The sequence below is a fragment of the Streptomyces sp. DSM 120436 genome, assembly GCF_055778765.1.
The window spans coordinates 3,085,052-3,103,676 of record NZ_JBSKBS010000001.1 but is presented as its reverse complement, the minus strand read 5'-3'; the positions used below and the strand labels follow the sequence as shown (position 1 = coordinate 3,103,676).

At 69.5% G+C, this 18,625-nt stretch carries 14 protein-coding genes and 2 pseudogenes; 6 read left to right on the top strand and 10 right to left on the bottom strand.

The window, feature by feature from the left end; translation table 11 throughout:
* Window positions 1-169: 169 nt before the first annotated feature.
* Window positions 170-613, bottom strand: a pseudogene (gene thyX / locus ACWH4W_RS14150) (FAD-dependent thymidylate synthase); the annotation flags it as partial.
* 9 nt (window positions 614-622) lie between these two features.
* Window positions 623-1,669 (bottom strand): annotated as a pseudogene (locus ACWH4W_RS14145) (FAD-dependent thymidylate synthase); the annotation flags it as partial.
* Window positions 1,670-1,819: 150 nt separating this feature from the next.
* On the opposite strand from ACWH4W_RS14145, the gene ACWH4W_RS14140 reads away from it, so the two are divergent.
* Window positions 1,820-2,377 (top strand): hypothetical protein, encoded by a 558-nt coding sequence (locus tag ACWH4W_RS14140; protein ID WP_473077495.1) that lies wholly within the window; start codon window positions 1,820-1,822, stop codon window positions 2,375-2,377.
* A 15-nt stretch (window positions 2,378-2,392) separates the two neighbouring features.
* On the opposite strand, the gene ACWH4W_RS14135 is transcribed toward ACWH4W_RS14140, so the two are convergent.
* The 5 genes from ACWH4W_RS14135 to rpsO all read right to left on the bottom strand — a co-directional run bounded on the left by ACWH4W_RS14135 (window position 2,393) and on the right by rpsO (window position 7,907).
* Window positions 2,393-2,836: a tetratricopeptide repeat protein gene (locus tag ACWH4W_RS14135; protein WP_473076082.1), complete on the bottom strand. Its 444-nt coding sequence runs from the start codon at window positions 2,834-2,836 to the stop codon at window positions 2,393-2,395.
* Between the two features lie 15 nt (window positions 2,837-2,851).
* The gene (dapB, locus tag ACWH4W_RS14130; protein ID WP_473076081.1) at window positions 2,852-3,604 is read right to left on the bottom strand and encodes a 4-hydroxy-tetrahydrodipicolinate reductase; all 753 of its coding nucleotides are present in this window, start codon (window positions 3,602-3,604) and stop codon (window positions 2,852-2,854) included.
* A 38-nt stretch (window positions 3,605-3,642) separates the two neighbouring features.
* The gene (locus ACWH4W_RS14125; protein WP_473076080.1) at window positions 3,643-5,022 is read right to left on the bottom strand and encodes a M16 family metallopeptidase; all 1,380 of its coding nucleotides are present in this window, start codon (window positions 5,020-5,022) and stop codon (window positions 3,643-3,645) included.
* Window positions 5,019-7,262 carry a polyribonucleotide nucleotidyltransferase gene (locus ACWH4W_RS14120; protein WP_473077494.1) on the bottom strand — a complete coding sequence of 748 codons (2,244 nt, stop codon included), beginning with the start codon at window positions 7,260-7,262 and terminating at the stop codon, window positions 5,019-5,021. Before ACWH4W_RS14120 ends, ACWH4W_RS14125 begins: the two co-directional genes overlap by 4 nt.
* 357 nt (window positions 7,263-7,619) lie before the next feature.
* Window positions 7,620-7,907 (bottom strand): 30S ribosomal protein S15, encoded by a 288-nt coding sequence (gene rpsO / locus ACWH4W_RS14115; RefSeq protein ID WP_006130415.1) that lies wholly within the window; start codon window positions 7,905-7,907, stop codon window positions 7,620-7,622.
* Window positions 7,908-8,174: 267 nt separating this feature from the next.
* Between rpsO and ACWH4W_RS14110 the strand changes: the two genes are divergently transcribed.
* On the top strand, window positions 8,175-8,453 hold the full coding sequence (locus tag ACWH4W_RS14110) for a DUF397 domain-containing protein (protein ID WP_473076079.1): 279 nt from the start codon (window positions 8,175-8,177) through the stop codon (window positions 8,451-8,453).
* A 57-nt stretch (window positions 8,454-8,510) separates the two neighbouring features.
* Here the strand turns inward: ACWH4W_RS14110 and eccD are convergent, their stop codons facing one another.
* The gene (gene eccD / locus ACWH4W_RS14105) at window positions 8,511-10,025 is read right to left on the bottom strand and encodes a type VII secretion integral membrane protein EccD (RefSeq protein ID WP_473076078.1); all 1,515 of its coding nucleotides are present in this window, start codon (window positions 10,023-10,025) and stop codon (window positions 8,511-8,513) included.
* Window positions 10,026-10,324: 299 nt separating this feature from the next.
* On the opposite strand from eccD, the gene eccCa reads away from it, so the two are divergent.
* From eccCa to ACWH4W_RS14085, 4 genes are all read left to right on the top strand, one after another.
* Complete coding sequence (gene eccCa, locus ACWH4W_RS14100; protein WP_473076077.1) at window positions 10,325-14,302, top strand: type VII secretion protein EccCa; 3,978 nt, start codon at window positions 10,325-10,327, stop codon at window positions 14,300-14,302.
* A 109-nt stretch (window positions 14,303-14,411) separates the two neighbouring features.
* The gene (locus ACWH4W_RS14095) at window positions 14,412-14,885 is read left to right on the top strand and encodes a hypothetical protein (protein WP_473076076.1); all 474 of its coding nucleotides are present in this window, start codon (window positions 14,412-14,414) and stop codon (window positions 14,883-14,885) included.
* A gap of 17 nt (window positions 14,886-14,902) precedes the next feature.
* A complete protein-coding gene (locus ACWH4W_RS14090) occupies window positions 14,903-17,245 on the top strand; it encodes a hypothetical protein (RefSeq protein ID WP_473076075.1) in 2,343 nt (780 codons plus the stop codon).
* Window positions 17,246-17,259: 14 nt separating this feature from the next.
* Window positions 17,260-17,784, top strand: a complete 525-nt coding sequence (locus tag ACWH4W_RS14085; protein WP_473076074.1) for a hypothetical protein — start codon at window positions 17,260-17,262, stop codon at window positions 17,782-17,784.
* A gap of 132 nt (window positions 17,785-17,916) precedes the next feature.
* Here the strand turns inward: ACWH4W_RS14085 and ACWH4W_RS14080 are convergent, their stop codons facing one another.
* Together ACWH4W_RS14080 and ACWH4W_RS14075 are read right to left on the bottom strand one after the other, a co-directional pair.
* Window positions 17,917-18,219 carry a WXG100 family type VII secretion target gene (locus ACWH4W_RS14080; protein WP_473076073.1) on the bottom strand — a complete coding sequence of 101 codons (303 nt, stop codon included), beginning with the start codon at window positions 18,217-18,219 and terminating at the stop codon, window positions 17,917-17,919.
* A gap of 45 nt (window positions 18,220-18,264) precedes the next feature.
* On the bottom strand, window positions 18,265-18,606 hold the full coding sequence (locus tag ACWH4W_RS14075; protein WP_473076072.1) for a WXG100 family type VII secretion target: 342 nt from the start codon (window positions 18,604-18,606) through the stop codon (window positions 18,265-18,267).
* Window positions 18,607-18,625: the final 19 nt, after the last annotated feature.

Genomic DNA, 18,625 nt, shown 5'->3' with positions numbered 1-18,625 from the left:
GGGGGGAGGCGACAGGGGGGTGCGAAGGGGGGCCCGGCACTGCCTGCTCGGGGGTTCAGGCAGTGCCGGGCCCGTTCGATCAGGCTAGATGAACTTCGCGAAATGCCGCAATACGGACACCTCGCGCGGCTGACCCGTACATGTGTACTCGCGGACGGAAACCGGGCCCTTACGGGGCCACGCGGCCGTTGGCGTTGAACGCGGCGTACGTGAGCGGCATGAGCCGGGCCCACTCCGCCTCCATCTTCTCGCCGACCATCTCGATCTCCCGCTGCGGGAAGGAGGGGACCCTCGCCTGCTCGTGCTGGGTGCGCAGACCGAGGAAGTGCATCAGCGAGCGAGCGTTGCACGTGGCGTACATCGAGGAGAAGAGCCCGACCGGGAGGGTGGCACGGGCGACCTCGCGGGCGACACCGGCCGCCAGCATCTCCTGGTAGGCGGCGTACGACTGCCGGTAGGACTCCGCCATGGCCTCGGTGGCGGCCTCGTACTGCTCGGGGGTGCCGTCGACGAACTCGTACTTGCCGGGGCGGCCCTGCTGGACCAGCTTGCGGTCCTCGCCGGGGACGTAGAAGACCGGCTGGAGCTCGCGGTAGCGCCCCGACTCCTCGTTGTACGAATTGTGCACGACGAAGCCGTCCGCGATGAAGTTGTGGTGCGGCGGCGGCATGGAGATGTCGTAGGTCATCTCCTCCCCGTCGGGGACGACGGAGACGACTGCCTCCCAGCGCACACCGTTCCGGAGGGCGCGGCGGCGCGCTCCGACCGGCACGCCTTCGCCGTTGGTCTTCCGCTGGTGACACGACTTGCAGGCCGGTCGCAAGTTGGAGACGTCGAGCGACTTGGTCAGGTCGGCGTCCACGGGAATGACGTGGTCCAGCTCCAGGTCCTTCGCCTCGAACTTCTCCTCGCAGAGGTAGCAGAGGTCCATGGGCGCGATGAGGTCGGCTCGCTGCTCGGTGGTCCAGATCTGGATCCCCTCGCGCAGGCGCTTCGGGATCCCGGCCCGCTCGCCGACCCCCACCCGGCCGAGTCGCCCGACCCGGTCTCCGGCACTCAGGTCACCGGCGCGGACCCAGCCTTCCGTCGTCCACACACGGTGGTCCGCGGTGCAGCGCAGAACCTTGCCGTTGGTTGTCGAGACCTTGAGGATCGGCTTCACGCCGGACTCGAAGACGTCGACCATGCGCGCCTTCTCCGCCAGCCCGGTCTCCAGGTTGATGGTGTCGGCCAGGAGGTTCTGGCAGGACTTGAGTCTGCGCGTGCGTCCCATCGAGTCGGGCACACCGATCTTCCAGTCCCGATGAATGTCCGCGATGCGCTTGGTCTTGCCGTTCCTGCCGGTACCGACACGGATCCTGGCATCCCCCGGCAGGCACCAGCCGACCCGGTGCCGCATGAACTCGCGGAAGACGAAGATCGGGGCGCTGATGAAGAAGGTCATGGAGTTGTGCTCGAAGGGGCTGCCGTGCCGGTCCCGCATCAGGTAGTTGATCAGGCCCTTGGACCGCTCGGGGTCCTTCCGCAGCTCGTCCAGGGACTGCTCGCCGACGGTCGAGACGCGGGCGGCGAACAGCACGTCGGCGTCGGACGCGGTGTGCTTCACCAGCTCGACGGTCACATCGCTGCGGAAGGTGGGCTTGAGGTCGTCGGCAGGGGTGTCGGTCACGGTGCGGGAGGTCCTTCCATCACTTCTCGGGGCGGCGCCCACTCTACGGCGCTGCGGGGGCGCCGTACGGACCCCCGAGGGTGGTGACCGGTGACACAGATCGATAGCCTCACCGGGCACAGCCCCTGCATGGATCGAGTGAGGACCACCGTGCCCCTGCCCTTCCTGACGGCCGATCGCGCCTTCGACACGGCGGACGACGTCGCGCTGCCGTACGACGACCGGGACCGCTGGCGGCGTCCCTACCGGCCCGGCCCCTGGCGGGTGGGAGCGGGGGCGGTCCTGCTGCTGCTCGCCTCGTTCGTGCTGTTCGCCGCCGTGATCATCGCGGCGACGGCCACGCCCGCGTCGGCCGCCACCGTGTTCGCGTTCGCGCTGGTCCTCGTGGCGGCCGCGCTGCGGCTGCTGCGCATGGGCGTGTGGGTGAGCGCCCGCGGGCTGCGTCACGTGGCGTTCGTCAGCACCCGGACGACCGCCTGGGACCAGGTCGTCTCGGTGCGCACGGTGCAGCAGCCGGTGCGCTGGCTGGGGCTGCCCCGGACCGTGCAGGGGCAGGCGCTGGTCGTGAACCAGCGGGGCCGCTCGCGGGAGACGCCGGCGCCGCTGCTCACCTCGCACAACGCGGACTTCCTGGGGCGCGACCCGCTGGCCTTCGACCGCGCGGCCGACAGGGTCGAGGCGTGGGCGGACGAGTACGGGCGCTCCTGACGCCTGCCCGCGCGCTCAGGAGGCGGTCTTGCGCAGGGCGATGGCCCGCTGCATCGCCCTGCGGGCGCGCGGGGTGTCCCGGGCGTCGTGGTAGGCCACGGCGAGCCGGAACCAGCTGCGCCAGTCGTCGGGCGCGTCCTCCGTCTCGGCCTTGCGGAGCGCGAAGACCTCGTCGGCGGACTCCCGGTCGATACGGCCGCTGGGCAGCCGCCTGAGGGTGTCGACGGGCAGGCCGCCCTCGGCGTCCAGCTCGGCGGCGAGCCGGTTGGCGTCCCGGACGAACTGGGTGTTCTTCCAGAGGAACCACACGCCGATGACCGGCAGGATCAGCACGGCCACCCCGAAGGTGACCGTGAGGAGCGTGCCGGCCTCGATGAGCAGCACGCCACGGCTGCCGACCAGGACGAAGTAGACGACCAGGACGGCGGCCGTGAGGGCGTAGGAGATCTTCGCGCGCATGAGGGTGGGACCGGCTCAGTTCAGGTCGAGGAAGTGTTCCAGGCCGAAGGTGAGGCCGGGAGTGCTGACCACGCGGCGGACGCCGAGCAGGATGCCCGGCATGAAGCTGCTGTGGTGCAGGGAGTCGTGGCGGACGGTGAGGGTCTCGCCCTCGGCGCCCAGCAGGACCTCCTGGTGGGCGAGGAGGCCGCGCAGCCGGACCGCGTGCACCGGGACCCCGTCGACGTCGGCGCCGCGGGCGCCGTCGAGGGCGGTGGCCGTGGCGTCCGGGGCGGGGGCGCTGCCGGCCTGGCGGCGGGCCTCGGCGATGAGCTGGGCGGTGCGCGTGGCGGTGCCGCTGGGGGCGTCCACCTTGTGGGGGTGGTGCAGCTCCACGACCTCGACGGACTCGAAGTACGGGGCGGCGATCTGGGCGAACTTCATGGTCAGCACGGCGCCGATGGAGAAGTTCGGGGCGATGAGCACGCCCGTCCCCGGGGACTGGTCGAGCCAGCCCTTCAGCTGCGCGAGGCGGTCGTCGGTCCAGCCGGTGGTGCCGACCACCGCGTGGATGCCGTGGCGCACGCAGAAGTCGAGGTTGCCCATGACCGAGGCGGGGGTGGTCAGCTCGACGGCGACCTGGGCGCCGGTCTCGGCGAGGGTCTCCAGCTTGTCGCCCCGGCCGAGGGCGGCGACCAGTTCCATGTCCTCGGCGGCCTCGACCGCCCGTACCGCCTCGGAGCCGATCCGGCCCTTGGCGCCGAGGACCGCCACGCGCAGCTTGCTCATGTCTGTTGCTTCCTTACCGGGTGTGGTGCCGGGGTGGGTCAGGCGACGGCCTCGGCCAGCCGGGCCGCCTGCTTGTCCTTCAGCGGGCCGATGACCGACAGGGAGGGCCGCCGTCCCAGGATGTCCCGGGCGACCGAGCGCACGTCGTCCGGGGTGACCGAGGCTATCCGGGCCAGCATGTCGTCGACCGACATCTGCTCGCCCCAGCACAGCTCGCTCTTGCCGATACGGTTCATCAGCGCGCCGGTGTCCTCGAGGCCGAGGACGGTGGAGCCCCTGAGCTGGCCGACGGCGCGCTCGATCTCGTCGTCGGGCAGGCCGTGCTCGGCGACGTGGTCGAGTTCGTCACGGCAGATCTTCAGCACGTCGTGCACCTGGGAGGGCCTGCAGCCCGCGTACACGCCGAACAGGCCGCAGTCGGCGAAGCCGGAGGTGTACGAGTACACGCTGTAGGCCAGGCCGCGCTTCTCGCGGACCTCCTGGAACAGCCGGGAGGACATGCCGCCGCCGAGGGCGGTGTTCAGCACGCCGAGCGCCCAGCGCCGCTCGTCGGTGCGGGCGAGGCCCGGCATGCCGAGCACGATGTGCGCCTGCTCCGTCCTGCGGTCGAGCAGCTCGACGCGCCCGGCGGTGCGCAGGGTGCGCCAGCCGCCGCGCGGGGCGATCGGCTGCGCGGCCGGGTCCTTGAGCGCGCCGGCCTTCTCGAAGGCGGCGCGGACCTGGCGGACGACCTTGTCGTGGTCGACGTTGCCCGCGCAGGCGACCACCAGGTGCGTGGGGTCGTAGTGCTTCTTGTAGAAGCGGCGGATGCGGTCGGCGGTGAGGGCGTTGACCGTGTCGACCGTGCCGAGGACGGGGCGGCCGAGCGGGTTGTCGCCGAACATCGTGTGCGCGAACAGGTCGTGCACGCAGTCGCCCGGGTCGTCCTCGGTCATGGCGATCTCTTCGAGGATGGCGCCGCGCTCGACGTCGACGTCCTCCTCGCGGATCACCGAGCCCGTCAGCATGTCGCACACCACGTCGATGGCGAGCGGCAGGTCGGTGTCGAGCACGCGCGCGTAGTAGCACGTGTACTCCTTGGCCGTGAACGCGTTCATCTCGCCGCCGACGGCGTCGATGGCGGCGGAGATGTCCAGCGCGGAGCGGGTGGCCGTGCCCTTGAAGAGCAGGTGCTCCAGGTAGTGGGTGGCTCCGTTGAGGGCCGGCGTCTCGTCGCGGGAGCCTACGTGGGCCCAGATGCCGAAGGTCGCCGAGCGGACCGAGGGCAGGGTCTCGGTGACGATGCGCAGTCCGCCCGGGAGGGTGGTCCTGCGGACCGTGCCGATGCCGTTCTCGCCCTTGATGAGGGTTTGGGTACGGGCGACGGCCCGCGCCTCCGAGGAGGTGCGGGCCGTCGCCTTGGCGCTACGGGACGTCACTTGTCGGCGTCGTCCTTCTTGTCGTTGTCGGAAGCGCCCGCGGCGGAGTCGCTGTCGGCCTCGCCCTCGATCACGGGGATCAGGGAGAGCTTGCCGCGGGAGTCGATCTCGGCGATCTCGACCTGGACCTTGTGGCCCACGCCGAGGACGTCCTCGACGTTCTCCACGCGCTTGCCGCCGGCCAGCTTGCGGATCTGCGAGATGTGCAGCAGGCCGTCCTTGCCGGGCAGCAGGGAGACGAACGCGCCGAAGGTGGTGGTCTTCACGACCGTGCCCAGGTAGCGCTCGCCGACCTCGGGCATCGTCGGGTTGGCGATGCCGTTGATCGTGGCGCGGGCGGCCTCGGCGGCCGGGCCGTCGGCGGCGCCGATGTAGATGGTGCCGTCGTCCTCGATGGTGATCTCGGCGCCGGTGTCCTCCTGGATCTGGTTGATCATCTTGCCCTTGGGGCCGATGACCTCGCCGATCTTGTCGACCGGGATCTTCACGGTGATGATCCGCGGCGCGTTCGGGGACATCTCGTCCGGCGTGTCGATCGCTTCCATCATCACGTCGAGGATGTGGAGGCGGGCGTCACGGGCCTGCTTGAGGGCGGCGGCCAGGACGGAGGCCGGGATGCCGTCCAGCTTGGTGTCGAGCTGGAGGGCGGTCACGAACTCCTTGGTGCCGGCGACCTTGAAGTCCATGTCGCCGAAGGCGTCCTCCGCACCGAGGATGTCGGTGAGGGTGACGTAGTGCGTCTCGCCCTCGATCTCCTGGGAGATCAGGCCCATGGCGATACCGGCGACGGGGGCCTTCAGCGGCACACCGGCGTTCAGCAGCGACATGGTGGAGGCGCAGACGGAACCCATGGACGTCGAGCCGTTGGAGCCGAGGGCCTCGGACACCTGGCGGATCGCGTAGGGGAACTCCTCGCGCGTCGGCAGCACGGGCACGATGGCGCGCTCGGCGAGGGCGCCGTGGCCGATCTCGCGGCGCTTGGGGGAGCCCACGCGGCCGGTCTCGCCGACGGAGTACGGCGGGAAGTTGTAGTTGTGCATGTAGCGCTTGCGGGTCACCGGGGAGAGGGTGTCCAGCTGCTGCTCCATGCGCAGCATGTTCAGCGTGGTGACGCCCAGGATCTGGGTCTCACCGCGCTCGAACAGCGCGGAGCCGTGCACGCGCGGGATGGCCTCGACCTCGGCGGCCAGGGTGCGGATGTCGGTGAGACCCCGGCCGTCGATGCGCTTCTTCTCCTTGATGACGCGCTCGCGGACCAGGGACTTGGTCAGCGCGCGGTACGCGGCGGAGATCTCCTTCTCGCGGCCCTCGAACTCCGGCAGGAGCTTCTCGGCGGCGAGCTGCTTGACGCGGTCCAGCTCGGCCTCGCGCTCCTGCTTGCCCGCGATGGTGAGCGCCTGGGCCAGCTCGGGCTTGACGGCGGCGGTCAGCGCCTCGAGGACGTCGTCCTGGTAGTCCAGGAAGATCGGGAACTCGCCGGTCGGCTTGGCGGCCTTCGCGGCGAGGTCGGCCTGGGCCTTGCAGAGCACCTTGATGAAGGGCTTCGCGGCGTCCAGACCGGCGGCGACGACCTCCTCGGTCGGCGCCTCGGCGCCGCCCTCGACGAGCTTGATCGTCTTCTCGGTGGCCTCGGCCTCGACCATCATGATCGCGACGTCGCCGTCCTCCAGGGTGCGGCCCGCGACGACCATGTCGAAGACGGCGTCCTCGAGCTCGGTGTGCGTCGGGAAGGCGACCCACTGGCCGCGGATCAGCGCGACGCGGACGCCGCCGATCGGGCCGGAGAAGGGCAGGCCGGCCAGCTGCGTGGACGCGGAGGCGGCGTTGATCGCCACGACGTCGTACAGGTGGTCGGGGTTGAGCGCCATGATGGTGGCGACGACCTGGATCTCGTTGCGCAGGCCCTTCTTGAAGGACGGGCGCAGCGGGCGGTCGATCAGGCGGCAGGTGAGGATGGCGTCCTCGGAGGGACGGCCCTCACGGCGGAAGAACGAGCCGGGGATCTTCCCGGCCGCGTACATCCGCTCCTCGACGTCCACCGTGAGGGGGAAGAAGTCGAGCTGGTCCTTGGGGTTCTTGGAAGCGGTGGTGGCCGACAGCACCATGGTGTCGTCGTCCAGGTACGCCACGGCGGAGCCGGCGGCCTGCTTGGCGAGGCGGCCCGTCTCGAAGCGGATGGTGCGGGTGCCGAAGGAGCCGTTGTCGATGACGGCCTCGGCGTAGTGGGTCTCGTTCTCCACCAGCATGTTCTCCGTTACTTGTCGTCTTTCGTCCCGCTCGCCCGTGTGGCGAGGGGACGGGGCGGAGAAGCGCTCCACTGGTGCGGGCCGGTCTTCGATCGAAGCACCCGGGGTTCACTCTCCCGGGGGCCACTACCGAGGACCGGCGGCGGCGAGGTGCGCTTCCCCTCGTACGGGGGACGTCGGGTGACGTCCGGTGTGATGTCCGTGGATCGCATACCCGATGCGGCGCGGGTCATCACACTGAGTCGTAGTTCCTGCGTCGTGCTACCACACTACAAAGGCGGGGTGACACTCCGCACGTACAGCAAAGGGAGCGGCCCCCTTGTCCCAGGGAACCGCTCCCTCCACGGCGTCTTACTTGGCGCCCGCCGCACCGCGGCGGATGCCGAGGCGCTCGACCAGCGCACGGAAGCGCTGGATGTCCTTCTTGGCGAGGTACTGCAGCAGCCGACGGCGCTGACCGACGAGGATCAGCAGGCCACGGCGGGAGTGGTGGTCGTGCTTGTGGGTCTTCAGGTGCTCCGTCAGGTCGGAGATCCGACGGGACAGCAGAGCGACCTGGACCTCGGGGGAGCCGGTGTCACCCTCCTTGGTGCCGAACTCGGAGATGATCTGCTTCTTCACTGCGGCGTCGAGCGACACGCGTACTCCTCATGATCTGTGAGTGGCCACCGAGTGCCCCCGGTCTGCGTCTCGGGGGGTCTTCCACGACTCGGAAGGCGGGGATCCGCTGGGCGCGGCCTCCAGAGCGGACGGCTCCGGGGGTGCGTACACAAACGGCCATCGCCCAGAGTAGCAGGTGGTGGCGGGCGTCTTTCCCCCGGTCCGTCGAACCCGCGAGGAGGGACGGGGCGGGCCACTAGGGTGAGCGCTCGGATCGATCGTACGTCGGGAAGGGGTCGCTGGGGCATGGCGGAGACGGCTGAGGAGATCAAGGCACGCAAGGAGCGGGAGAAGAACGAGCTCTACGCCCTCGACATCTCCGGTGTCGAGTGGCACGGCGCGCCGGGCACGGAGGAGCACGAGGAGCGGGTGGAGATCGCGTACCTGCCCGGCGGCGCCGTGGCCATGCGGTCCTCCCTCGACCCGGACACCGTGCTGCGGTACACGGAGGCGGAGTGGCGCGCGTTCGTGCTGGGCGCGCGCGACGGGGAGTTCGACCTGGAGCCGGCGGAGGGCGACGCGTAGGCGCGGTCGTTCGAGGGCGCGGCGCCCGGCGGGAGGTCCGTCGGGCGCCGCGCCGTGTCATCCGGTCAAGGACCGCACCGTGGTGTAGACATCGAAGACGGCCAGCGCCAGAGGCACCAGCGTCAGCAGCACGAAGCCTTCCGCGATCTCCAGGAAGCGGCCCCAGAACGGGGTGAGTCCGCTGCGCGAGGCCTTCAGGCCGATGGTGGTGATCAGCGCGGCCGCCGCGGCGATGCCCGCGACCAGCCAGACCGTGCGGAGGTCGAGGCCGGCGCGGTCCCCCGCCAGCGCGTCGCGGACCAGGCCGCCCGGCGGGTCGAGCGCCAGGCCGAGACCGAGCGCGACCAGGGAGGCGAGCCCCGCGGCGAGGACCGTGGCGACCTGCGCGGTGTAGCGGAACAGCTGCGCGCGCATCAGCAGAGCCACGCCCGTGGCGAAGGCGAGCATCTGTGCCCAGAGGCCGCCGGAGAAGCCGAGTACCAGGGCCGCGCCCGCCGCCGTCAGTGAACAGCCGCCGACCAGGCCGACGAGGAGTTCGTGGCCGCGCCGGGCCTGGGCCCGGATGCGCTCGGCGTCCACCGCCTCATGGGGTTCGGGGTCGGCGCCGTACACGCTGCGCGGGGTGGTGTCCGGCATCTCGAAGCCGATGGGCAGCCGGGCGAAGCGCAGGGAGATGCCCGGCAGGAAGGCGAGGGCGCCGATGGCGACCGGAGCGCACAGGGCGGCGGTCTCGGCCGGAGTCCAGTTCCTCAGCAGCGCCGCGAAGGAGGCGAGCAGTCCGAGGCCCGAGGCGACCGCGAAGGCGACGAACGGGCCGTCGCCGCGCGGGGAGCACAGGGTGAGGACCACCGAGGCCACCAGAACGGCCGCGCAGGCGAGCAGGAACTGCAGTTTCCCGACGCCCTGCCCATCGGAGAGCGTCAGCAGACCGGAGCCCGCCACACCCACGTTGGGCAGCGCTCCGAGGCCCAGCGCGACGGCCCCGGTCCGGTCGTCGTAGACGCGGGCACGGACGCAGCCGAGGACGACGAGCAGGAGACCGGCGACACCCGCGAGGACGCCGGGCAGGCTGTGCATGTCGTGCCGCGGGTCGGCGGTCCAGGAGACGAACGCCAGCAGGGCGGGAAGCACGCCGCCGCCGGTCAGACCCGCGACCCGCGTGAGGTCGCCGTCCCACAGGGAGCGGTCCCGGGACACCGCGGAGGCGACCGCTTCGGAGACGTCGTCGACGACGGCCGGCGGCAGCGATTCGGAGAAGGGACGCAGGGTGAGTAGTTCGCCGTCGAGAATGCGCTGCGCCGCGAAGGAGCGGGAGCTGTCGAGGACGGTGCCGTCGCGGCGCACGAGGTGGTAGCCGACCGGAGCGCCCTCGGCCGGGGTCTGCCGGGAGAGCCGGAGGATCTCCGGGTTGAGGTCGGCGACCGGTACGTCGTCGGGGAGCGCCACATCGACCCGGCTGTCGGGGGCGACGATGGTGACCCGGCAGAAACCGAGTCCCGTCACCGTCCCGGGAAGGACCCCCCGGCCCGGTTCCCCGGTGCCGGTGGCCGCTGTGGAGGCCGTCGTGCTCACCTTCTGCTCCCCCTCGGTGATGCTGTGTCCGCTGGTGTGACGGTTCCGCGTCTCCTCCTCGCCGCCCGACGCGGGACGGGGCGGGCGGGGGGCGCTTCCGCCGGGTTCGCCGTACGAGCGTCCGCGTCGCGTGGAACGCTGTGCGCCCTTCCGGGGCGGCGTGTGCTCACGCGAACCTCCGGCACCCTACCGCTCACTTCCGCACGGTGTGCTCAGTAGGATCACGCGGCGGCCCTCGTCCGCCTGACACGGGGAGGCGGACGACGAACCCGGCGGGCCGGCAAGGGAATTGGTGCGCAGTGAGCCAGATCGTCGTGAAGCGTCCGCCTCGGGCGCTGCCGCCGGAGGTGCCGACGGGCGAGGTCGTCGTGCAGCCGCCGCCCGAACTGCCGCGGGGGCACAGGGAAAGCGTACTGATGCAGCTGCTGCCGACCCTCGGCATGGGCGGTTCGGTCGTCTTCTTCTTCACCAGCGGGCAGCCGTTCATGCGCATCATGGGCATGGTGATGATCGCGTCGACGATCGCCATGTCGGTCGCCATGGTGATCCGGTTCCGTCGCGGATCCCAGGACCAGCTCGCCGATCTACGCCGTGACTACCTCGGTTACCTGTCGCGGATCCGCCGGACCACTCAGGAGACGGCGCGGGCGCAGCGGGACGCCCAGTACTACCTCCACCCCTCACCCGAGCAGCTGTGGGCGCTGGTCGCCGAGGGCAGCCGGGTGTGGGAACGACGGCCGGGCGACGAGGACTTCGCCCAGGTGCGCATCGGTCTGGGCCCGCAGCCCCTGGCCACCCCGCTGGTCGCTCCCGAGACGGGCCCGGTCGATCAGCTGGAGCCGCTCACGGCGGGTGCGATGCAGCGGTTCGTCGCGATGCACGGCACCCTGGACGATCTGCCGATGGCGGTCTCCCTGCGCGCCTTCTCCCACGTCGTGCTCGGTGGTGACGCGGAATCCGTACGGTCCTGCGCCCGGGCCCTGACCGGTTCGCTGGCCTCCCTGCACTCCCCCGAGGACCTGGTCGTCGCGGTCGCGGCGGGCCGTGCGGCTCTGCCGCACTGGGAATGGGCCAAGTGGCTGCCGCACGTGCAGCTTTCCAGCCTCACGGACGGCGCCGGGTCTCGCCGTCTGATCAGCGGCGATCCGCTCGAGCTCGAGGACCTGCTGGCCCCTCGTCTGACCGGACGCCCCCGCTTCCACCCGAACGCCGCGCCCCTGCCCGACACTCCGCACGTCGTCGTCGTGCTCGACGGGGTGTCCCTGCCGCCGACGTCCCTGCTGGCGAACCCCGAGGGCCTCCAGGGCGTGACGGTCGTCGAGGTGACCGAGGGGGAGCCGACGGGCGCCCACGGCGACCTCTCCGTGATCGTGCGGTCGCACACGCTGTACCTGGAGTCGGCGCACGGCGCGGTCTACGAGGGGAAGCCCGACGCCCTGTCGTACGCGTCCGCGGAGGCGCTGGCCCGGCAACTGGCTCCGCTGCGGGTGGCGTCCGGCGGTGACGACGACGAACCCCTGCTGGCGAACCTGGAGTTCACAGATCTGCTGAATCTGGGAGACGCCGCCTCCGTGGACACCCGGCGCACGTGGCGACCGCGGTCGCAGGCGGAACGGCTGCGGGTGCCGATCGGCGTCGGCGAGGACGGCCGCCCGGTGATGCTGGACATCAAGGAGGCGGCCCAGGAGGGCATGGGCCCGCACGGTCTGTGCGTCGGTGCCACCGGTTCCGGCAAGTCGGAGCTGCTGCGCACGCTGGTGCTGGGTCTGGCGGTGACCCACTCCTCGGAGACGCTGAATTTCGTCCTGGCGGACTTCAAGGGTGGCGCCACCTTCGCCGGGATGGCGCGGATGCCGCACGTGGCGGCCGTGATCACCAACCTGGCGGACGACCTGACCCTGGTCGACCGCATGGCCGACTCCATCCGCGGCGAGCTGAACCGCCGCCAGGAGATGCTCCGCGACGCGGGCAACTACGCCAACATCCACGACTACGAGAAGGCCCGGGCGGCGGGCGCACCGCTCCAGCCCATCCCGTCCCTGCTCCTGGTCATCGACGAGTTCAGCGAACTGCTCAGCGCGAAGCCGGACTTCATCGACATGTTCGTACAGATCGGCCGCATCGGCCGGTCGCTGGGGGTGCACCTGCTGCTGGCCTCGCAGCGGCTGGAGGAGGGACGGCTGCGCGGTCTGGAGACCTACCTGTCGTACCGCATCGGTCTGCGCACCTTCTCCGCCGCCGAGTCGCGTGCGGCCTTGGGCGTGCCGGACGCGTACGAACTGCCGAACGTGCCGGGGTCGGGAATCCTGAAGTTCGGCACGGACGAGATGGTGCGTTTCAAGGCGGCGTACGTCTCGGGCGTCTACCGCCCCGGAGGGCGGCGGGACGCGTCGGCGGACGGGCCGCTGCCGGTGGACCGGCGTCCGGTGCTGTTCACGGCCGCGGAGGTGCCGGTGCGGTACGTACCGGTGCCGCGGCAACGGACCGACGCGGCGGACGGCGCCGGCGAGACGGACGACGCGCTGGCGGACACCGTGCTGGACGTCGTCGTGCGCCGGCTGGAGGCGCAGGGCCCGGCGGCCCACCAGGTGTGGCTGCCGCCGCTGGACAGCCCGCCGTCACTGGACGGGCTGCTGCCCGGCCTCGCAGCGGTGGAGGGGCGGGGCCTCACCCAGCCCGGCTACGAGGGGGCCGGACGCCTGGTGGCCCCGGTCGGCCTCGTCGACAAACCGTACGAGCAGCGTCGTGACCCGCTGTGGGTGGACTTCTCGGGCGCGGCCGGCCACCTGCAGCTCCTCGGCGGTCCACAGTCCGGCAAGTCGACCCTGCTGCGTTCGCTGATCTGCTCCTTCGCCCTGACCCACGCCCCGCACGAGGTGCAGTTCTACGGGCTGGACTTCGGCGGCGGCGGCATGTCCGCGGTGGCCGGGCTACCGCACGTCGGCGGTGTCGCCTCCCGGCTGAATCCGGAGCAGGTGCGACGCACCGTGGCGGAGGTGTACGGCGTTCTGAACCGCCGCGAGGAGTACTTCCGCGCCGCGGGCATCCCCTCCATCGCCGAGTTCCGGGCCCGGCGCGCCCGCGGCGACATTCCGGTGACCGACCAGCCCTGGGGTGACGTCTTCCTGGTCATCGACGGCTGGGGGAACTTCCGCGCCGACTATGAAGCACTCGATCAGGTGATCCTCGACATCGCCGCCCGCGGTCTCGGCTACGGCGTCCACCTGATCCTCTCGGCCTCCCGTTCCATGGAAGTCCGGTCCGCCCTCAAGGACAACCTGCTGAACCGGCTCGAGCTGCGCCTCGGCGACACCATGGACTCCGAACTGGACCGCAAGGTGGCGGCGAACGTCCCCACCGGCGTGCCCGGACGCGGTCTGTCGCCGCAGAAGTTGCACTTCATGGCGGCTGTGCCGCGCATCGACGGCCTGACGTCCGACACGGACCTGGCGGACGCCACGGCCGCGCTGGCGGCGGAGGTGTCCCGGCACTGGCAGGCGCCGGGCGCGCCCGAGGTGCGTCTGCTGCCGCGTGAACTGCCCGCCGGCCATCTGCCTCCGGGAGACCGTTTCCCGCAGCGCGGTGTCGCCTTCGCGCTCGACGAGGACAACCTCGAGCCCGTTTTCGTCGACTTCGACCAGGATCCGTTCTTCCTGGTCTTCGGAGAGAGCGAGTCGGGCAAGTCGAACCTGCTCCGCCTGCTGATCAGGCAGCTGACGACGCGCTACCCCGGCGACGAGTGCAAGCTGTTCGTCGTGGACAACCGGCGCTCGCTGCTGGGCGTCACCCCGGACTCCCACCTCGCCGAGTACATCCCGATGTCCAACGCCATGGGCCATCACATGGTGGCTCTGGCCGACCTGATGAAGCGGCGCACCCCGACCGCCGACGTCACCCCTCAGCAGCTGCGGGACCGGTCCTGGTGGCGGGGCCCGACGGTGTACGTGGTCATCGACGACTACGACCTCGTCGCCACGTCGAGCGGCAATCCGCTCAGCGGTCTCACCGAGTTGCTGCCGTTCGCCCGGGACGTGGGCGTGCGCTTCGTCATCGCGCGGTCCACGGCCGGCGCGAGCCGTGCCTCGTACGAGACGTTCATGCAGCGCGTCAAGGAACTGGGGGCCCAGGGCGTCGTATTGTCGGGCGACCCGTCCGAGGGGGACGTGCTGGGCGGGGTCCGTCCGCGGCCGATGCCCGCGGGGCGGGGCGTGTTCGTCTCCCGGCGGCGGGGACGGCCGCTGGTGCAGACGGGACTGGTGGCGGAGGAGAGGTTCTGATGGCGGGCGCGGGCGCGGGTGCGGTGTCCGGTGAGGACTCCGGCGAGGGCTTCGCGGAACAGGCACGCAGCGCGGTTGAGTTCGGCTGACGCCGAGAAGGGGCGGATCCATGGCATGGGACGAGTGGGAGCAGCTGAAGGCTCAGGCTGTCGACCGGCAGCCGGCGCAGATGCAGGTGAACCGGGCGCCCGACCAAGGGCCCGGTGGCGGCAAGCCCGATCTGGTGGCACGTCAGGATGACCTCGGCGCCGTGGGCCACGACGCCTTCGTCCTGCACGGTGATCTCGTGAAGAAGGTGGACATCGCGGGTGCCAGCATGAATTCCGATCATGCCGGTTCCACCCACCAGGCGGCGACGGCGCTGTCCGGATCCGGCTTCACCATGGGCGATGCACTCATGACGACCCTGTCCGTCTGGGAGAGTCAGGTGAAAGCGGTCCGTCAGGCTTGTGCGCACATCTCCAACCACCTGGACTTCAGCAAGAAGCTGCACGCCAACGACGATGCCGAGATCGCCGCGTCCATCATGCGGCGCGACGGGACCGGGATGCCCGTCTCGGAGCTCGAGAAGTACTTCAAGTAGCACGGGGGAGGGCGGGTATGTCCATCACCTACGGTGATCTGATGCAGGTCGACCTCGGCAAGCTGGGCACCGCGGTGTCCGACTGGAAGAAAGCGGTCACCAACCTGAAGCAGCTCGAGGCCGATGCCCGTGACGGGCTCAAGAAGAAGTCCGACCGAGCTCGCTGGGAGGGCGTGAACGCCGGCGTCACACGGAAGTTCGTGGACAAGACCGTAAAGGAGTTCGCGGACCTCCACACGGAGGCCAACAGCATCTTCCAGGTCCTGGAGGACGCCCACCGCGAACTGGTGAGCCTGCAGAAGGGCGTGCGCACACTCACCGCGGAGGCCAAGGAGAAGGGTTACACCGTTCAGGACAACGGGGACGGAACGGTGAGCGTGGGCGTCCGGCCCGTGGCAGGCGCCGACTCCAAAACCGGCAAGGACGGCAAGGACGACACGAAGGAGGAGCGGCAGTACTACGCCGACTCCATCACGCGGAAGGTCTCCCACGCGCACGACATCGACGTCTCCGCCAAACTGGCACTGAAGCGGGCGCACGGCGGCGACCTGTACAACGCCGGCCACGCGAAGTACGGCTCCCTCGACGACGCCCAGGTCGAGCGCGCACTCGAACTCGCCAAGAAGCGCGAGGACATGTCCGACCGCGAGCTCGCGGAGCTGAACAGGCTGCTGCGCCACAACGGCCGGGAGAAGGACGGAGAGTTCGCGACGGAGTTCTTCGAGGGTCTGGGCGGGCCGCGACAGACGCTCGAGTTCTATGCCGCCCTGTCGTCGGACGGCACCGGCCGGGATGCCTCCGAGACCCGTCTGGCCGCGGTGCAGGACCTGCAGAAACACATGGGCCACGCTCTGGCCAACGCCACCGATCCCTACACCCCGCAGAGTGTCCGTGGCGACCGGCAGCACCTTCCCTCGTGGTGGGGCGCGGAGTTCCGCAAGCTGGGCACCCAGGAGATCGAGTGGGAGCGCGGCATGTGGAGCAAACCGTACGGATACCAGGTCCTGGGCGGCCTGCTCCGTTACGGCAACTACGATCCCGCGTTCCTGACGCCCATCGCGGAGCACGTCACCCAGTTGCACCAGGAGGATCCGCAGCGCTTCCTCTCCAACAGACCCGCCGGCAGCGACGACCGCTACGGGTTCAATCCGTCCGGGAAGCTCGGCAGTGGCAACGATCCGCTGAACAGTGTTCTGCAGGCGCTGGGCCACAGCCCGGAAGCGGCCGAGCAGTTCTTCACGGAGAAGCCGACGGTGTACAACGAGGACGGCACGATCAAGTCCGGGGGCAGGACGGATTTCAATTCCTACCTCGATCTCTTCACCGACAAGGACTTCGAGTGGACGATCGACAGGAACACGGCCAACGTCCTGCATGACTCCGAGGCGTCGGCCAAGGCTCTCCAGCACGGCCCGAACGCCCTGGGCCATGCTCTCGAGGCTGCCGCGACGGGACGCCCCTACGACAGCGACGCGGTCGACCCGTCGGTCAAGCACAGCGAGGCACAGGCGAAACTGGTCCACGACATCGTGGAGAAGTTCGCCCAGAACCCGGATCTGCTGACGCACAACATGAACGGGAACTTGAAGGACGAGGAGACCGGGCCGCTGTACGCACTGCGGGACAGCCTGGGCAACATCGCGGCCGACTACATGGGCGACTTCCAGCGGTCGATGTACCTGGAGAGCACCGACAGCAAGGTATTTCCGGTCAACGGTGCGCCGGCGAGCCTCGGTTATGGGGATGCGCAGAAGTTCCTCGGACTCGTCGGGCAGGATCCGGACGCCTACAGCGCCATCACCGCCGCGCAGCAGGCCTACACCACGGCTGTGGTCCACGATTTTCTCGGTACGGAGGGGAAGGGCCTCACCGCGGAGGACGCCTCTCGCGTCGGCGATCTGGTCGCGCCGGGTGCCGCCATCGCGGGCATCATGAGCAACTCGCGGGCCGATGCGATCTACGACTATCACACGGCTTCGAACGCGGAATACAACGAGGCGGTCGCGGACAACGCGAAGTGGGTGGGGCGGTTCATCGGATTGGGGACGGGCGCGATTCCGGCTCCCTTTTCCGTTGCGGTGGAGCCGGTCAACTGGCTTGTCGAGGATGTTACCGAGAGTGTTGTGAAGAGCGTCGAGGAAGACACCACGGGCGAGGCTGAACGCGCCGCAGGAAACGAGTACTCAGACGGACGGAAAGCAGCAGCGCAAGCCTCGTCTCTAGCCGTGACCAGCTTCTTTAGAAACCATCGAGAGTTTGATCAGAGCACGATGGACGCCATCGACCGTGCCGTTCGAACGACAGCCGGCGTAAGTCACTCCGACGGCGCCCAATGGAATTCATCAGGAGATGGCACGTGAGAATGAATAACCGAGTGACCCGCTCCTCGAACAGAGCACTCACCGTAGCTCTGCTGTGCATCCTTTCGCTTTCCGCCTGCAGCTCCACTGAGGAAGGCCTCTCCTATGAGGTACCGGACAACATTTGCGGCATCCCCGCAGACAAGGAAATCCTTGAGACGCTCCTCCACGACGGCGACGAAATGAAACAGGACACCGGCCACTTCACCCTAGAAGAAGGCCAGTTCTGCCACATATACGTCGACGGAAACGATTCCGTGGTCAGCGATGCCGACTGGAATGAGAGCGGGTACACGCTACGCGATTACTTCGACCTTTCCGAGAGGAAGGGAACGCGTTACTTCGCGGGAGGTAAATACGCCTCGTGGAATTTCGGTGTTGTAACGGTTATTCCATGCCCGGGAGTAAGCGAAAAGGGTGATTCCGTGACCGTAGCCGTAAAGGACATCCGCTGGAACGAAAAGTCCCAGTCCCTGTTGGAAAAACTCGGACCGCCCTACTTCGAAGCGTACAAGAAGAAGCTCGGTTGCCCGGCATGAGGGGAAGGAGCTCACCGTAGCCCTCGCAGGCCAAGTGCGGTGAGACACGACAGGGTGGACACCTCCCGCGCGTGTCCACCCTGGTCGTTTGCTTGCGAGCGCCGTGCCGTGCGCCCGATTCCTGCCGCCGGTCTACAGGAAGTAGCTGGCGCCCTTCAGGTCGCCGCCGCGGTAGTCACCGCCAGCGGTGCCGACCCGCTGGGCGATGCTGACCAGGGCCTGGTGGATGCCGCTGGCGTGGCGGTCCCACTCCTTGGTCTTCTTGGTGAACTCCTCGTACGCCTCGCCGCCCCAGCCCGCGGCGGCGTCGAGCACCGCTTTCTTGAGTGCCTCGAGGTCCTCCTCGAGCTTCCTGGCCTGGTCGCCGAGCTCGGTGGCGAGCGCGTCCATGGTGCCGAAGGTAACGGCGAGTTCGTCGTAGTGAGCGCCGGACATGTGTACCTCGTTTCGTCGAAACCGGACGGTGGTGGGTGGCTTGCCTCAGTAGCTGCTCAGCGCCGAGCTCTTGCCGCCCAGGTCCTCCACCGAGATCTTGGTGATGTCGGCCTCGATCTGGCTCTCGAGGTTCCGCTTGTCCCGCTTGTTCAGGTCGATGCCCTCGAGGAACTCGTCGAGCATCCGGCCGATCGCGGCCATGTGGCCGTTGATCTCCGTCTGCTTCTTGTCGAACGCGATGGCGCCCTGGCCCGTCCATTGCTTCTCGATCATGTCGATCGTGCCCTGGAGGCGGGCCAGGGACTGCCGGATGGAGTCGTACCGGTCGATGACGTTCGTCTGGAGCGTCTGTACCTGGGCCTCGTAGAACTTACGGCCTTCAGCCATGGCTGCGGTTCCTTCCGTG

Bases quoted from the DNA above. Each gene is read 5' to 3' on its own strand.
- ACWH4W_RS14135 (WP_473076082.1), bottom strand. From the start codon at position 2,836: ATGCGCGCGAAGATCTCCTACGCCCTCACGGCCGCCGTCCTGGTCGTC.
- dapB (WP_473076081.1), bottom strand. From the start codon at position 3,604: ATGAGCAAGCTGCGCGTGGCGGTCCTCGGCGCCAAGGGCCGGATCGGC.
- ACWH4W_RS14110 (WP_473076079.1), top strand. From the start codon at position 8,175: ATGGCGGAGACGGCTGAGGAGATCAAGGCACGCAAGGAGCGGGAGAAG.
- ACWH4W_RS14095 (WP_473076076.1), top strand. From the start codon at position 14,412: ATGGCATGGGACGAGTGGGAGCAGCTGAAGGCTCAGGCTGTCGACCGG.
- ACWH4W_RS14090 (WP_473076075.1), top strand. From the start codon at position 14,903: ATGTCCATCACCTACGGTGATCTGATGCAGGTCGACCTCGGCAAGCTG.
- ACWH4W_RS14080 (WP_473076073.1), bottom strand. From the start codon at position 18,219: ATGTCCGGCGCTCACTACGACGAACTCGCCGTTACCTTCGGCACCATG.
- ACWH4W_RS14075 (WP_473076072.1), bottom strand. From the start codon at position 18,606: ATGGCTGAAGGCCGTAAGTTCTACGAGGCCCAGGTACAGACGCTCCAG.